Annotated in this window: 9 protein-coding genes; 5 read left to right on the plus strand and 4 right to left on the minus strand. The window is 65.6% G+C overall.

The window, feature by feature from the left end:
- Window positions 1-417: 417 nt before the first annotated feature.
- From AC1DES_RS16175 to AC1DES_RS16185, 3 genes are all read right to left on the minus strand, one after another.
- Window positions 418-1,464 carry a YncE family protein gene (locus tag AC1DES_RS16175; protein WP_476896725.1) on the minus strand — a complete coding sequence of 349 codons (1,047 nt, stop codon included), beginning with the start codon at window positions 1,462-1,464 and terminating at the stop codon, window positions 418-420.
- Window positions 1,465-2,007: 543 nt separating this feature from the next.
- Window positions 2,008-2,619 carry a histidine phosphatase family protein gene (locus AC1DES_RS16180; protein ID WP_476896726.1) on the minus strand — a complete coding sequence of 204 codons (612 nt, stop codon included), beginning with the start codon at window positions 2,617-2,619 and terminating at the stop codon, window positions 2,008-2,010.
- A 177-nt stretch (window positions 2,620-2,796) separates the two neighbouring features.
- A complete protein-coding gene (locus AC1DES_RS16185; protein ID WP_476896727.1) occupies window positions 2,797-3,738 on the minus strand; it encodes an alkaline phosphatase family protein in 942 nt (313 codons plus the stop codon).
- 1,368 nt (window positions 3,739-5,106) lie between these two features.
- Here AC1DES_RS16185 and AC1DES_RS16190 point away from each other — a divergent pair.
- Window positions 5,107-5,868, plus strand: coding sequence for a glycoside hydrolase family 16 protein (locus tag AC1DES_RS16190; RefSeq protein WP_476896728.1), 762 nt, complete (start codon window positions 5,107-5,109; stop codon window positions 5,866-5,868).
- A gap of 540 nt (window positions 5,869-6,408) precedes the next feature.
- Window positions 6,409-8,040, plus strand: a complete 1,632-nt coding sequence (locus AC1DES_RS16195) for an LGFP repeat-containing protein (RefSeq protein ID WP_476896729.1) — start codon at window positions 6,409-6,411, stop codon at window positions 8,038-8,040.
- A 530-nt stretch (window positions 8,041-8,570) separates the two neighbouring features.
- On the opposite strand, the gene AC1DES_RS16200 is transcribed toward AC1DES_RS16195, so the two are convergent.
- Window positions 8,571-9,416 (minus strand): polysaccharide deacetylase family protein, encoded by an 846-nt coding sequence (locus AC1DES_RS16200; protein ID WP_476896730.1) that lies wholly within the window; start codon window positions 9,414-9,416, stop codon window positions 8,571-8,573.
- Window positions 9,417-9,583: 167 nt separating this feature from the next.
- Here AC1DES_RS16200 and AC1DES_RS16205 point away from each other — a divergent pair, with 167 nt between their 5' ends.
- From AC1DES_RS16205 to AC1DES_RS16215, 3 genes are all read left to right on the plus strand, one after another.
- On the plus strand, window positions 9,584-12,322 hold the full coding sequence (locus AC1DES_RS16205) for an MGH1-like glycoside hydrolase domain-containing protein (RefSeq protein WP_476896731.1): 2,739 nt from the start codon (window positions 9,584-9,586) through the stop codon (window positions 12,320-12,322).
- A 100-nt stretch (window positions 12,323-12,422) separates the two neighbouring features.
- Entirely contained in the window at window positions 12,423-13,190 is a 768-nt protein-coding gene (locus AC1DES_RS16210) for a glucose 1-dehydrogenase (protein WP_476896732.1), read from the plus strand.
- Window positions 13,187-14,779, plus strand: coding sequence for a GMC family oxidoreductase (locus AC1DES_RS16215; RefSeq protein ID WP_476896733.1), 1,593 nt, complete (start codon window positions 13,187-13,189; stop codon window positions 14,777-14,779). Before AC1DES_RS16210 ends, AC1DES_RS16215 begins: the two co-directional genes overlap by 4 nt.
- The last annotated feature ends 301 nt before the right edge of the window (window positions 14,780-15,080 follow it).

A 15,080-nucleotide genomic window follows, 5' to 3' on the forward strand; every position in this document is an offset into this window, starting at 1 on the left:
AGGCGATGCCGTCTTTTCCTTGGCCCATCTGAGCGTCCGTCCGCTCGGGTGCGTTCCGTGTTTCCGTGGCCCGGTTTTCCAGGGCTTGTGCCGCGCCGTGGGGTGGCTGACCGTGTGTCACGCAGCCTGTGCGTCGGTTACGAGGGACCAATCGGCGTGCTCGACCGGGGGAGCCTTGACGCGGACTTTTAAAGGTGAGCTGACCGCGGCCGGCGCGGCAGCGGATTGATCGGATGGCTACTTGGCGCGGTCGAGACAGGGCTGCGCGGGCGAGCTCGGAGTGGCCATAGAGAAAGCCGCCGGTCCGGAGGCCTGATGGCTACTTTCCTTATCTGGATTTCTTTTGCATCAGGTGAGCGCGTTTCGTGCTGATGGGGAAGCGTCCGCCTTGTACCCGCCTGGGCGTTGACATTGCGGTCACGGCGACGGGGTCATGACGCGCAGGACGGGGTGGCCGTTGATGTCCTGGAGCGGGAAATAGACGCGGTGGGTGGCCTGGTCGACGGCGACGGCGTGTGCGTGGTCGGCGAGTTTGGCGGACGCCTTTTCGTGCAGTGTTCTTTCCTGTTCATCGAAAACGGTGATGATGCCGCTCTCGGAGGCGACGTAGAGACGGTGCAGCCCTGTGTCGAAGGCCAGCACGTCGGGGGTGTCGCCGGTATCGAATGTTCCGGCGCTCTGGTGGGTTTGGAGGTCGAGTACGAGGAGTTTGGCGTTGCCTTCGCACGCGATGAAGGCCAGGTGGTTGGTTCCGTCGAGGGCGAGCCCGTGGTTGCCTTTGCAGCCGGTGAGTGGGGTGCGGTCCACGATCCGGTCGGTGGCCGGATCGATGGTGATGAGTTCGCTGGTGCCCTGGGCGTTGATCATGATGTCCCCGCTGACTGGGTCAAAAACCGTGTTCCCAGCCTTGCCTCCGATGTCGATGGCAGCGACGGCGGCGTTGGTGGCCAGGTCGATGACCGTCTCGACCCGGTCGTGTTCGTTCGAAACGTAGGCCTTGCCGTGAACGGGGTCGTAGGCGATCCCGTCGGGAGTGCTGCCGGTGGGCACACGTGCGGTGACGGCCAGGGTATCGGAGTCGATGATGACCGCCTCGTTCTTTCCCGAGGCGGTGGCCAGGATCCGGTGGCGGTCCGGCGCGGTGGTGATGCCGTGTACGGAGGAGATTTTTAGGATGGTGGCCGTCACGGTCAGGGCGTCCAGGTCCACGACGTGGATGGTTCCGTCGCCCAGATGGGTTATGTACAGCCGCTTGGCTACCGGATCGATGTTCTGGTAATCGAGGCGGCTGGCGCCCCCGGGCAGGGGGACGTCCTGGACCAGGGTCAGCGGAAGACCGGCGGGCGCCGTGCTCGAGGGCGGACTTGCCGAGGACCCGGAGCACGAGGTCAGTGCCGTCAGCAGGCAGACCGACACTGCGGCAGAGAGGGCGGGTTCCGCAGCGGACAGTGCAACGGTCTTCATCGCCGTCAGAGGATGATGCCGGTGGCGGCGGATGGGGCGTGGTTCCGGGTGGGCGCAGGCGGCACCCTGTTCGGAGGCGGGTTTACCCGCGGCGGTCTCCGCGCTGCTGCAAGGACCCCATCCCATGCCGCACAAAGTCGGCATGGTGTTGACTTTGAGCTTCATCGCCGGCCTCTCCGGACGCGGGGCAGAAGGGCCAGCCGCGTCCACACCCACCAGAGTGGCCCGCGGCCATAAGGCTGTCAACGGCAGTTTCTGTGCCGTTGATCCGCGCTGGGCGCCTGGCGCAGGAATCGAGGCACAACCGCTGATTCCGTGATTGGATCCGAACCCAGCGGCGCCCCGCCGTTCTGTTCGGTCGTGCCCAAGGCTTCGTAGGATTTTGGCTAAAATCTCCGGGAACGCATGACAGCGCCACCCCGCGTCACTTCCGGCCGGTTCACGTACCGGTTTGGGTCCAAGGCGCGGTCAGAATGGCTTTCGATGGCAGCCTCGGCCGCCACCGGACAGACCACGCCGGTGGGGACGCCGTCGCGGGTGATGTCAGCGTGTCTCGACGGGGCAGTTGTAGTTCAGTAGTCCGGTCCTGCCGGGCGTGTTGCGGATCGTGGTGAGGGTGCAGTTCCCAAGGGACGGGAACGCCCGGCGGTAGCTACTCAACGGGATTCCGAGCAGGACGCACAGCGCGAGCCGAATGGCGGTGCTGTGAGCGATGGCGAGGACGTGCCCGCCCGGGTCCGCTGTTGTTGCGTCCTGGAGGGCTGCAGTGAATCGTTGTGCTGCGAAGATGGGGTGTTCGCCGCCGGGGAAATGGTTCGCGGCCGGGTCGGACTTGAACGCCCTATATTCTTCGGGGAAGCGTGCCCGCATCTGGGCTCTGGTGAGTCCTTCCACCTGGCCAAGGTCCAGTTCGCGCAGTCGGGGATCGATGGTGAGGCTGAGGCCCGTGGCGGCGCTGCATTCTTCGGCGGTCACCCGCGCCCGGCTTAGGTCGGAGGAGCGGATGCTCGTCAGGTCCATAGTCGCCGCCCAGCGCGCGAGGGAGGCCGCCTGGCTCCGGCCCCGTGGGGTCATGGCGACGTCTGAACTACCGACGTATCGGTCTTCGCTGTGCCAGATTGTCTCACCGTGTCTCACGAGGGTGATTAGGGTCATCGGCTGTCCTGTTCGCCGCGGCGTGGGGTTTCTTGCTTGGGTCGGTTTGGACCGGGGTCGTCCCGGGCCGCCCGTTCGGTTGCTCGTGATCCGGAGCCTCGCTGCCTTGCGGGGTTGACGTGTCTGGGGGCGGCAAGGGGGCGTCGCGCGCTCGTGACTGGCACCCGGTCCACCGGGTCACGGTCTGTTGTTGATGACGTCTGTGCCGAAGGGTTTCAGTCCTGGGGCCCCTGCGTAGCCGAGGCGGGGGAGGGTGAAGGCGTCTTCGATGGTGGCGAGCAGGCTGTAGTGGTTGTACGGGGTGTTGGACGTGGTCCCGCCTTTGGTGAAGGGGGAGAGAACGAGGGCGCCGATTTTTCCGCCGGCCGTGCCGCCGGGCAGGAGTCCCGCGGGTCCGGTGGTGTTTCCGTCGGTTTCGTCGAAGGTGATCACGAGCATGCCGTCAGCCGTGTAGGCCGGCGAATTCAAGATGGCCGGGACCTGCTGGCGGAGCCACGCGTCGGCACTGGTAAGTCCGCCCGGGCTGCCGTCGACGCAGGGGCTGTCGTGCCCGTCGTTGCACAGGTTGGGGGTGATATAAGACAGGTTGGGTGTCGTGCCGGCGGACTTGAGGTCGCTGGCCAGGTTGGTGAAGGCGACAACGTTACTCTGGCAGTCCGGGGACAAAGTGATGGATTCGAAGTACACGAACGGGTTGTGGCGGGTGGCGTACTGGTCCCCACCGGTGGCACCCTGATGGTCGTCCTGGGCGCCGCGCCGGGGGTGCTGGCAGGGGATCTGCATGTCTTCCATGTAGCCTTTCCAGGTCTTTCCGGCCGAACTAAGCTGGCCGGCAACGGTGGGGACCGCGACCGGGTACACGCAGCCGGTCCCTTGCACCTGGTTCGGTGATGCGGTTCCGGTCTGCTTAAACGCGGCATAGGTCGGGCAGTCGTTGCGCGTCATTTCGTTTGATGCCTGCCCTGAAATCTGGGCTAGGTAGTTGGGGTTCGAATTGTGGGCAATCCCGTAGTACTGGGTGAGCAGGACGCCCTGGGCCCGCAGGATCTTGGACAGATACGGGGCCGTCGAGCCGGCGCCCCAGACCTTGTCGTAGCCCTTGTTCTCAAGGTTGATCACAAACACGTGTCCCGGCGCCCACGAGGTAGCTCGGGCGGCCGGAGACGGGGATCCCGAAGTAGGACCCGGATCGGGGGAGGCCGCGGTGGGGCTCGTGCTGGGGGAAGGCGTTGCGGTTCCAGTCCCCGAGGACGTCGTTGCGGTTCCCGTCCCCGTGGAGGGTGTGGGTCCGGGCGGCGTTGGCTGACAGCCCGCCGTCGCCAGGGCGAGGGCTGCCGCAGCGATCAGCCACCGCGGCCGCCCCGTGGTCTTCCGGCCATGCGCTGGTGTGATCTTCCGGTTCATCTTTTCCGGCTTTCCCTATGACCCGAACACTGTGGGTCCGGCGGCGGCAATTCGCGACTCCCACAGCACCTGCCGGGACTGTGGAAAGGATGCGAACACCGCCACGTCCTAGAACCGTTCCACAAGAGCCTAGGGATTGGCACGGTAATTCCCTGACAAATCACTGTGAACTCATCGTGGACAGCTTCGCCTAATGCACGTATTGCGGGATCATTCAACGCACCCAGAGTCATTGCTCGATGCCGGGCCGGCGCGTGTTCTGGATTCCCGGAAGGCTGACGGGGTTGCGGCGTGAGATGGCCGACATGGAACTTCGCCCTAAAGCCGCTCCCGTGCCCGACTGAGACGTGTTCCGAGCTGAAGCCGACTGCGTTTGACACCCCGGTCGCGTCCTGGAGCACGACATCGCAAGACAAACCCGGGAATGACGGTTTTCGAAGGGAACGACTGCCTCCCAGTCAGAGCGCGGGAACGGCTAACTGGGTGCTGTGCAGAAAACGACTTCTGTTCCGCCCTGTCCGTCCCGGGGCCGGGACCCTTTTCAGGATTCCGGGGCGCGCGTATCGTTCGGTGCATTGGATGCTCCTTCGTAACCGGTGCTCGGATTTACTGACCGTCCGGAGCTGAAGGGACTGCCACGGTCGGCGCCGGCACGCCAAAACCCCTTGCTTCCGTGCCAAGAGCGCCCCGCACCTGGATGCTGATCATGAGGAAGGGTCGACGATGCTCCAATTCCTGCCACTCCTCAACCGAAAAAACATCGGCGCCTACCGCACGTTGATGATCCTCGCCTGCATTAGCGCCCTTGCCATCCCCGTCGCCGGCTGTGACCCTGGTGTCCCGCCGGCGACGGGCAGTACATTAGAGCCAAGCCCGGCAGGGGTCCCCACGGCCGGCCCGACAGATTCGGCGCTCCCACCACCGGCACGCTCAGCCTCCACCGGCCCGACCGGATCGCCGGTCCCAAGCCCCGGGACGCCCCCGACCGAGCAGACGCCAGCACCACCGAGTGGTCCGGGACCGGTCAAGTCCGACTCCGCGCCGGCGGCCACCCCGGGTTCGTCCAAACAGGAAAGTCCGACAGTGGACCACGGTTCCGTTTCCGGCCAGCGCATGCCGGTCGGGGATCTGCCCGGGTGGCGGCAGGTTTTCGCCGGGGACTTCACCCATGGCGATGTCCCCGTAGGGGCCTTCCCAGGGGCGGCTTACGGCGCGAAATGGAGCGCAGGCTACGGCGATGGGACGCCCGACACAGCCGGACAGGTCAGTTCCGGCAAATCCGGCTACTATCCGTCGAAAGTGCTCAGCGTCAAGAACGGGGTCCTGGATTGGTATCTGCACTCCGAAAACGGTATTTCCATGGGCGCCGCCCCCACCCCCGTCATCGCAAACCCGAGCGCCAGCCCGCACCGTCCGAACAGCTTGCTGTACGGACGGTACTCCGTGCGCTTCAAAGCCGACTCTCTCCCGGGATTCAAGACGGCCTGGCTGATGTGGCCTGACAGTGGTGTGTGGCCACGGGATGGCGAACTGGACTACCCGGAAGGCGATCTCGCGGGCACGTTCTACGGCGCTGTCCACCGCAGCGGATCCGCCCATGACGTCTTTGACGAGGTCCAATCAAACGCGCTCTTCACGGCCTGGCACACGGCCACCACCGAATGGACACCCGGACGGGTCGCGTTCCTCCTGGACGGGAAGCCCCTCGGCGCCATAACCGTCGGCACCCCGGTCAAGCCTATGCATTACATCCTGCAGACCGAGTCCTGCCTGACCGGCTGCCCTTCGCCCGCGACCGCCGGCCACGTACAGGTGGCCTGGGTCGCCATCTGGTCCAGAATCTGACGGCACTTCCGGCAGAGACAGACACCCACGGGGAACGCTCCGGAGAGGGCGTGCTCAGCCGTTCGCGCGAGGGGTCCAATCCTCCATGTCGCATCCACTGATGGTCGTTTCAAGGTTTTCTAAAGTTCCCAGGCGATACCGTGTGGTATGGCATCTTCACCGTCCGGTCCTCTTGTAAATTCCGGGACCGCCGGCACTGGCCACTGCGTGAATTGAGCACTTGTGTGGGAGGGCTGACCGATGAAGCGGTTCCTGAGGCTTTGCGTTGCGGGTTTACTTGCGTTGCCGTTGGTTGGCCTGACCGCGTTGGGTTCCGTGCCGGCGACCGCTGCGCCCGGGTGCCAGTCCGGTACACCCGCGCCTGCAGATCCTTATCCGGGCACGGCGGCGGCAGACACGAACTTTGAGTCGGGCACTCTGGCCCCGTTCAGCCCCTTCACCTCGGGCACGGGAACAGCCTCCGTCTCCTCCGCATTTTCGCATTCGCCCGGTTGCTCTGCGTTTCTGCATGCAACCACGGATCCAGCTTCGGTCGCCAACATGTCCGTGGGCCTGGCCTCCGGGATGAAGGAGGCGTACGCGGACGGCTGGTTCAACATCACTGCTCAAGGTGCCGCGGCCAACAACGTGCCCTATTTGCGTTTCTTCTCGGGCGGCGTCCGGTACCTCGACGTCTTCCGGGAGAACGTCAGCGGTAGCCTCGTACTCCGGGTAACATCCCCGACCGGGTTCACTTACACCACGATGGTTACCACCGTAGCCCTGGGCGCCTGGCACCATCTCGTGATGCACGTAGTACCCAACGGAGCGACGACCGGGGTGCAGGTCTGGTGGGATGACAACTCCATCTTTGCCCAGACAGTCAGCGTCAGCGCGACTCAATTCGACACGGCGCAGCTCGGAGCCGAACACCCTCAGCAGATGGGCGATATCTACGCCGATGATGTGATCATCAACAGCGGGTCGGAAGCCCCTGGTCCGGTACCGGGCACGCTGCCCTCGCCTACGCCTGTTCCAGGGCCCGGCGTGGGAACTGTCCCGCCCGCGGCCACCACCGAGATCCAGGCGGCGGCGGCCGCGAACCCGGGCCTCGGCACCACAACCGCACCAATAACGTGCGGGCAGCCCGGCGGCGGCTGCTATCAGGATTACCCGGGCGGGGCGATCATCTGGTCCGCGACCACGGGCGCGCACCCCACCTCCGGGGAGGTCCGCGCGGCCTGGGCCCGCACCGGGTTCCTCACCGGATTCATGGGTTACCCCACCGGCGACGTCGTCTGCGGCCAGCCCGGCGGCGGCTGCTACCAGGACTACCAGGGCGGGGCGATCATCTGGTCCGCGACCACGGGCGCGCACCCCACCTCCGGGGAGGTCCGCGCGGCGTGGGCCCGCACCGGGTTCCTCACCGGATTCATGGGCTACCCCTCCGGCGACGTCGTCTGCGGCCAGCCCGGCGGCGGCTGCTACCAGGATTACCAGGGCGGGGCGATCATCTGGTCCGCGACCACGGGCGCGCACCCCACCTCCGGGGAGGTCCGCGCGGCGTGGGCCCGGACGGGGTTTCTGACCGGGGTCCTGCGCTATCCGATGTCTGATGTGGTCTGCGGCCAGCCCGGCGGCGGCTGCTACCAGGATTACCAGGGCGGGGCGATCATCTGGTCCGCAGCCACGGGCGCGCACCCCACGTCAGGGTCCGTCCGCGCTGCCTGGGCCCGCACAGGGTTCCTCACCGGGGTCCTGCGCTATCCGACCTCGGATGTGGTCTGCGGCCAGCCCGGCGGCGGCTGCTACCAGGATTACCAGGGCGGAGCGATCATCTGGTCCGCCACCACGGGCGCGCACCCCACCTCCGGGGAGGTCCGCGCGGCGTGGGCCCGGACGGGATTCCTGACCGGGATCCTGCGCTATCCGACCTCTGATGTGGTCTGCGGCCAGCCCGGCGGCGGCTGCTACCAGAACTACCAGGGCGGCGCGATCATCTGGTCCGCCACCACCGGCGCGCACCCCACGGCCGGCGCCATCCGCCAGGCCTGGGCATCCACCGGCTTCCTCACCGGCCGCCTTGGCTACCCGACCTCCGACGAATACGGCACCGGCGGCGGCAGCGTCACCCAGAACTACCAGGGAGGACGGATCTCCTGGTCCCCGCTCACCGGTACCAAGATCACGTAACGCAGGGCAACGACTCGAGTGAAATCCGGTAACGGCCGTCCAACGGCGGAAATCGGCAGTGCATCTTGCGCGCACTCCTGAGTCGGCGGCCAGGATAGCCTGCTCCTCCGGTACGGGTGCCGGCTCCGCCTCCGGCGCTGATCCATGGGGCCGATCCACCCGTTGCTCCACTATGCGGTCCGCGGGCTGCCCCCAAGCGCCGGGCCGAAGTCATTCATGTCAGGGCCCCGGACCATTCGAAAGGATCGTGCCACGCCGTCCCTGCGGCACCGTGCGTCAGCAAAGTAGGGACCCCAAACAATCCTTATTTTCACCTTCCCTCTGGGCCCGCCGGTTCCGTCCATGCCAACGTGCCAAAGGGGATTTCTCCACCGTGAGGTAACGGGGGAGAGCGCACTGCCCTTGGCCCGCAGAGCACGAACAGTCTGGAACGGTTCCCATTGCCAGATATTCCAAGTCGAAAGGACATCGACAGCGTTGTCGGACTTTTGCCGTGGCGTCGGCCGCGCCTTCACCGGCCGACGGCCTGGTCATTTGACGCCGAGGAAGTCCTCGAGCAGGACGACTTCGAGGCCTGCAGCGGCCTGGGCCTGGCGGAAGGCGGCCAGGTCTGCGGCGAATTCGGGGCGGAAATGCATAAGGATGATGTCGCCGGGCCGTAGGGAGTTGCCGACCTGGTAGTCCATGCGCCCGGCGTTGGCCTTCGCTTCCCACGTGATGATGGCCCTGAGTTCGGCGTCGGCGACGGCTTTGCGCATGACTGTGGAGTAGGCGCCCCCGGGCGGACGGAACAAGACGGGCCGGCGTCCGAACTGCTGCTGGGCATAGTCCTGCATGGCTGCGATTTCACCGAGTTGCTGGGTGTAGGACATCTGTCGGACCATGTTGATGTTGTGGCTGACGGTGTGGTTCTCAATGACGCAGCCCTGGGTCTGGAAGGTTTTGACGAAGCCGGGATTGTCCCGGACGAAATTGAGGGTCAGGAAAAGGGCGGCCGGAAGGTCGAATTCGGTCATGAGCGCGTCCGTCTCCGGTGTTTTGGTGATGCCGTCATCGATGGTGAGGAAGACCACGGGGTGTTTGGTCTGGATTCGGGTGATGACCGGGGCGAGGCCGTTCTGGATGGGCGGCATCTGGTAGTCAGGGGTGAAACTGGTCCTGATCCGTTTCGTGGCAGCGCGGGTGGGGTTCTCGGGGCTGTCTGCCGTCGTTCCCGGTGGATGCTGGCTTACGGCCGCCTCGGCCGAAGGCGGAGTGGCGCCCGGTCCAGGCGTTCCGGTGGTCCTGCCGGAGGAGGCCCTGAGTGCTGTGTCCAGTGCAGAGCCGAGAACTCCGATCGCTGTGCGGCGTCCGATGGGGGATGGAATAGTCGGCAAGTGCTCCAGACACAGGGGAAGCCCGTTCAGGAGGGACACTCCATCGTAGGTTAGCGCCGCCCCGGCCACGGGTCAGGAGGCCTGCCGTGCGGCCACAGGCCGCTTTTCCGCGCGGCTGCTGTCTGTGTCCGGTCTTCGCTGGTAGCCAGTCGTGGGAGACTACCGAAATGAGTGTTGAAGATGATCGACTCGCCGGCAGCGCCGGTGCCGGAAACCCCTGGCGATTGTGGGGTCCGTACCTCTCGGCGCGGCAGTGGGGGACGGTGCGGGAAGATTATTCAGCGGACGGGGATGCGTGGGAGTACTTTCCCTTTGGGCAGTCCCATGCCCGGGCCTACCGCTGGGGTGAGGACGGGCTGGGCGGCTTCTGTGACCTCGGCGGGTATCTGAATTTTTCCGTGGCTCTGTGGAACGGACGCGATGACCGGCTGAAGGAACGGTTGTTTGGGCTCACCAACGGGCAGGGGAACCACGGCGAGGATGTCAAGGAATACTGGTGGGCACTGGATGCCACCCCCACTCATTCCTTTGGCGAGTGGCTCTACCGCTACCCGCAGGGCGCGTTCCCGTACGAGCAATTGGTTCGCGAGAACGCCGGACGGACCCGGCAGGAACCGGAATTCGAGCTCGCGGACACCGGTGTCCTGGCAGAGGACCGATTTTTCGACGTCGTCGTCAGCCACGCCAAAGCGGCCCCGGATGATGTGCTCGTTACGATCACCGCCACCAACCACGGCCCGGAGGCGGCGCCCTTGGACCTGCTGCCCCAGCTGTGGTTCACCAATACCTGGGCGTGGGGCCGGGACGGGCGAAAACCTGCTCTGAAACTGGCTGCCCGCTCCGATGACGCCGCCGTTTCCGGCCCGGTCCGGGTGGAGGCTGCGCACCACGCGCTCGGCGACTATGTCCTGGCGGGGGAAACAGCGGCCGGTCCCGGCGGCCCGGTCGTGCCCAGGGTGCTGTTTTGTGATAACGAGACTGATGATGTGGCTCTCTTTGGCACGGAGTCGAATGCCTCCCAGTACCCAAAGGACGGGATCAACAAGGCGGTTGTTCACGGCGACGCCGGTGCTACCAACCCAAAGAACACGGGTACGAAGGCCGCCCTCTGGTATCACTTCGATGCTGTGCCCGCCGGCGGTTCCGTTTCGGTGCAACTGCGTCTGCGCTCCTCATCGATGCCCGGGGACGCCTTCGGGCAGGAATTCGACGGACTCGTGGCCACCCGGCGCGAGGAAGCGGACGAGTTCTATGCAACGGTGCTGCCCTCCGGCACAGCCGCCGTCGACTCCCACATTGCGCGCCGCGCCTTCGCCGGGCTGTTGTGGGGCAAACAGCTGTACCGCTATGCGGTGGAGGAATGGCTCGAAGGAGACCCGGCCCAGCCAGAGCCCCCGGTGCAGCGCCGGAACAGGCCCGGCGCTGCAGCCCCGCGGAATGTTGCCTGGACGGGCCTGGAACTGGCCCATGTCATTTCCATGCCCGACGAATGGGAATACCCGTGGTTCGCTGCCTGGGACCTGGCCTTCCATTCCGTCCCTCTGGCCCATATTGACCCGGTGTTTGCCAAGGACCAACTGATGTTGCTCTGCCGGGAATATGCCATGCACCCGAACGGCCAGCTCCCGGCGTATGAATGGGCGCTCGGGGACGTGAACCCGCCCGTCCAGGCCTGGGCGGCGTGGCAGATCTATCAGCTCGACGGCGGCCGGGACACGGACTTCCTGATTCGGATCTTCACCAAACTGCTGCTGAATTTTTCCTGGTGGATCAACCGCAAGGACGCCGACGGCAACCACCTCTTTGAGGGAGGCTTTCTCGGGATGGACAACATCGGGCTCTTTGACAGGTCCGCGCCCCTGGCGCCAGGCTACCGGCTCGAGCAGTCGGACGCGACGAGCTGGATGGCGTTCTACTGTCTGGGGATGGTGCGGATCGCGCTGGAACTGGCCGCGACAGATCCAGTGTGGGAAGAAATGGCCGTCACGTTCCTGGACCGTTTCTACGCGATCGCGCAGGCCATGGAAAACTTCGGCAGCCAGAACACTGATCTCTGGGATGAAGAGGACGGCTTCTTCTATGACGTGCTGATACGTCCGGACGGGTCATCAGAGCAACTCAAGATCCGGTCCATGGTGGGGCTTCTTCCGTTGCTGGCCGTCTGCGCGATCCCCGGACACTCCCTGGCCGGCATGCAGGGATTCCTCCACAAACTTCACGTTCTGCAGGGGCACGTGGCCGGCGGAGAGCCGCCCACTATCCCGGCCGCCGGACCGGAGGCCGCTGCCGGCAACGCCGCATGGCGCTGTGTCCAGTGCGCCCCGGGCGCAGTGGGCAGATCCCTTTCCCTCCTCGACGGGGCACGGACCGTCCGGCTCTTGCGGTTCCTGCTCGATGAGGGAGAGTTTCTCTCGCCACACGGGCTGCGTGCACTCTCCGCTGCGTACAGGGTTCCGTTCAGCACCGACGTCGATGGCCAGCAGGTGTGCATTCAGTACAACCCGGGGGAGTCTGACTCGGCACTTTTCGGCGGGAATTCGAACTGGCGGGGTCCTATCTGGTTCCCCATCAATGTGTTGCTGGCAGATGCCCTCAAAATCCTGGCCCAGGGAGCCGGTTCCGAAGTCGAGGTGGAGTTCCCCACGGGGTCATCGCAACTGGTGCCGTTGTCCGCGGTGGCGGACGCCCTCCACGACCGCCTCGTGTCTCTGTTCCGCCCCAGCACGGATGGCCGCAGGCCCGGCACCCCGCGTGATTTCGGTGCGGGCCCACTCTGGGACATCCACCCGACCTTTTCGGAATACTTCCACGGTGACACCGGTGCCGGTCTCGGCGCGTCGCACCAGACCGGCTGGACGGCCATGGTCGCCCACCTCATTTGCACCCAGCAAGACTGGGTACGATGAGCCCTACGTCGCCCACACCCGGCGCGCCCGCCCCGGTCCTGGACTGTGCAATGCACTGCGCCGGCCCCGGCCGGGGGACTCAACAGGACGGAACACGGCCATGCTGCTGAAAGACAAGACAGTTATCGTAACGGGCGGCAACAGCGGAATCGGTGAGGCGATCGTCATCGCCGCGGCCGCCGCGGGTGCCAACATCGTCATCGACTACGTCGCGCACCCTGAGGAAACCTCATCCCTGATCGCCCGGATCGAGGCAGCGGGCGGTAAAGCCGTCGGGTTGGATGCGGACATCAGCACGGTTGCGGGTCTGCAGGCACTCGTCCAAACGGCCGTCGAGACCTTCGGGGGGCTGGACGTCCTGGTCAACAACGCCGGAATTGAAACCCGCACATCCGTGCTGGAGACCTCCGAGGAGCAATACCAGAAAGTGCTCGATATCAACCTCAAGAGCGCCTTTTTCGGCACCCAGCTGGCGGCCCGGCAGTTCATCGCCCAGGGTACGGCCGGCGTTATCCTGAATATTTCCTCCGTGCACGAGGACTGGCCGATGCCGGGCAACACCGCCTACTGCGTGGCCAAGGGCGGAATGCGGATGCTCACCCGTACGGCCGGGGTCGAGCTGGGCCAACACGGCATCCGGGTCCTGAACCTCTGCCCCGGCGCGGTGGAGACCCCCATCAACGCCTCCACCATGGCCGATCCCGGGAAACTAAAATCCCTGGATGCCGCCATACCGCTGGGGCGCATGGCCAAGCCGGAGGAAATAGCCCGCATGGCCGTTATGCTGGCCTCCGACACTGCCGCGTATCTGACATCGACGTCGGTGTTCATCGACGGCGGCATCATGCAGGGGAGCGTCGGACTGTGAACGAGCCCTCCACCGAAGCGGGGGATCGGTACGACGTCGTCGTCATAGGCAGCGGGCCCGGCGGCGGTACCCTGGCGGGCAGGCTGGCCAGGACAGGCAAGCGAATCCTGCTTCTGGAACGCGGGGACTACCTCAAACGCGAGCGGGCCAACTGGGACTCCCGCGAAGTGTTTGGGAAGGGCCGCTACACAGCATCCGAAACCTTCTATGACGGGACCGGCAAACCGTTCCATCCAGGGCTGCACTACGCCGTTGGCGGCAACTCAAAGGTCTACGGCGCAGCGCTTTTCCGGCTTACGCCGGCGGATTTCGGACAAATCCGCCACTATGGCGGTATCTCCCCGGCCTGGCCGTTCAGTTACGCGGACCTGGAACCGTACTATGTCCAAGCCGAACACCAGTACATGGGCCACGGGCGCCACGGCGAGGATCCCTTCGCCGGGCCCTTTAGCCACGACTACGCGCACCCGCCCGTGAAACATGAACCACGGATTCAGGAACTCTCCGACGGGCTCGAACAGCTCGGTCTCCACCCCTTCCACCTGCCCCTTGGCATCAATCTGGACCAGAACCCCGACGGCACGGCCGCCGTCGGGTCCGGGTGCATCCGCTGCGACCGGGTAGACGGCTTCCCCTGCCTTCTCGGGGCCAAAGCCGACGCGGAAACAGCCGCGGTGAGCCCGGCGCTGGCCGCCCATCCGAACCTGACGCTGATCACCCGGGCAACCGTGGAACGCCTCACAACCGACGACGCCGGCCGCACTGTCACGGGGGTCCACGCCACCATGGAAGACGGAAGCACCCGTACGTTCGCCGGAGACATCGTGGTCCTCTCGGCCGGATCGATCCTCTCGTCGGTACTGCTGCTTCAGTCAGCCAGCGACCGGCACCCCCGCGGGCTGGGGAACAGCTCCGACGTCGTCGGCCGGCACTACATGCGGCATAACAACGTCGGCTTGATGGCCGTGTCCAAAGACCCCAATCCCACCGTGTTCCAGAAAACACTCGCCCTCAACGACTTCTACGGTCCGAGTGCCCAATGGGACTATCCGATGGGAAATATCCAGATGCTGGGAAAATCCGACGACTGGCAGATCAAAGCCGAAGCGCCCAAGCCGTTCGGGCTCGGACCGTCCTCCGTCTTCGGCGCGGTCGCATCGCACGCCCTGGACTTCTGGCTGGCCGGGGAAGACCTTCCCCTGCCCGAGAGCCGGGTGGCGCTGCGCGCCGACGGCTCCGTCCAGCTGGCGCTCCAGCCAGGGAACAACATTGAGGGCGTCAAACGACTCCGGAGAACCTTCGACGGCGTTCTGAACAGACTCGATGCCCGCTCCGCCTCGTTCGCGCGCAGCATCTACCCGCACAAGGACATGGACGTCGCAGCCACCGCACACCAGGCAGGAACCGTCCGGTTTGGCACCGACCCGGCCGCTGCGGCGCTGGACGTCGACTGCAAGGCCTTCGACCTGGACAACCTCTACGTCGTCGACGGCAGCTTCATGCCCTCCATCGGCGCGGTGAACCCGACCCTGACCATCATCGCCAACGCCCTGCGCGTAGCCGACCGAATCACCGAACGCATCCTGTAAGACGAGGGCGGGCCTGACAGGATCGTCATTGCTCGAGAGGCTGCCGGAGGGGCGCGCCCGGCCGCGTCGAGCGTGGTCGGGAGCGGGCCGGTTGCGCCGGGTCTGCGGGCGGCGTCGCTGATGCGAAACTGCAGGGCAATGATGATCCAGCTCGCCAGCAGGGAGGAGCCTCCGGCGGACAGAAACGTGGTGGTCGGGCCGGTGAGCGGAGACAGCGCGACGAACTTTGCAGCTTGACCCGCCGCGGCGGCGCCGTCTTTCCGGGCTCAGGTGGCCGCCGTTTTACTTCGGAGCGGCCAGC

It is taken from the genome of Arthrobacter sp. 05T442, from assembly GCF_056395945.1.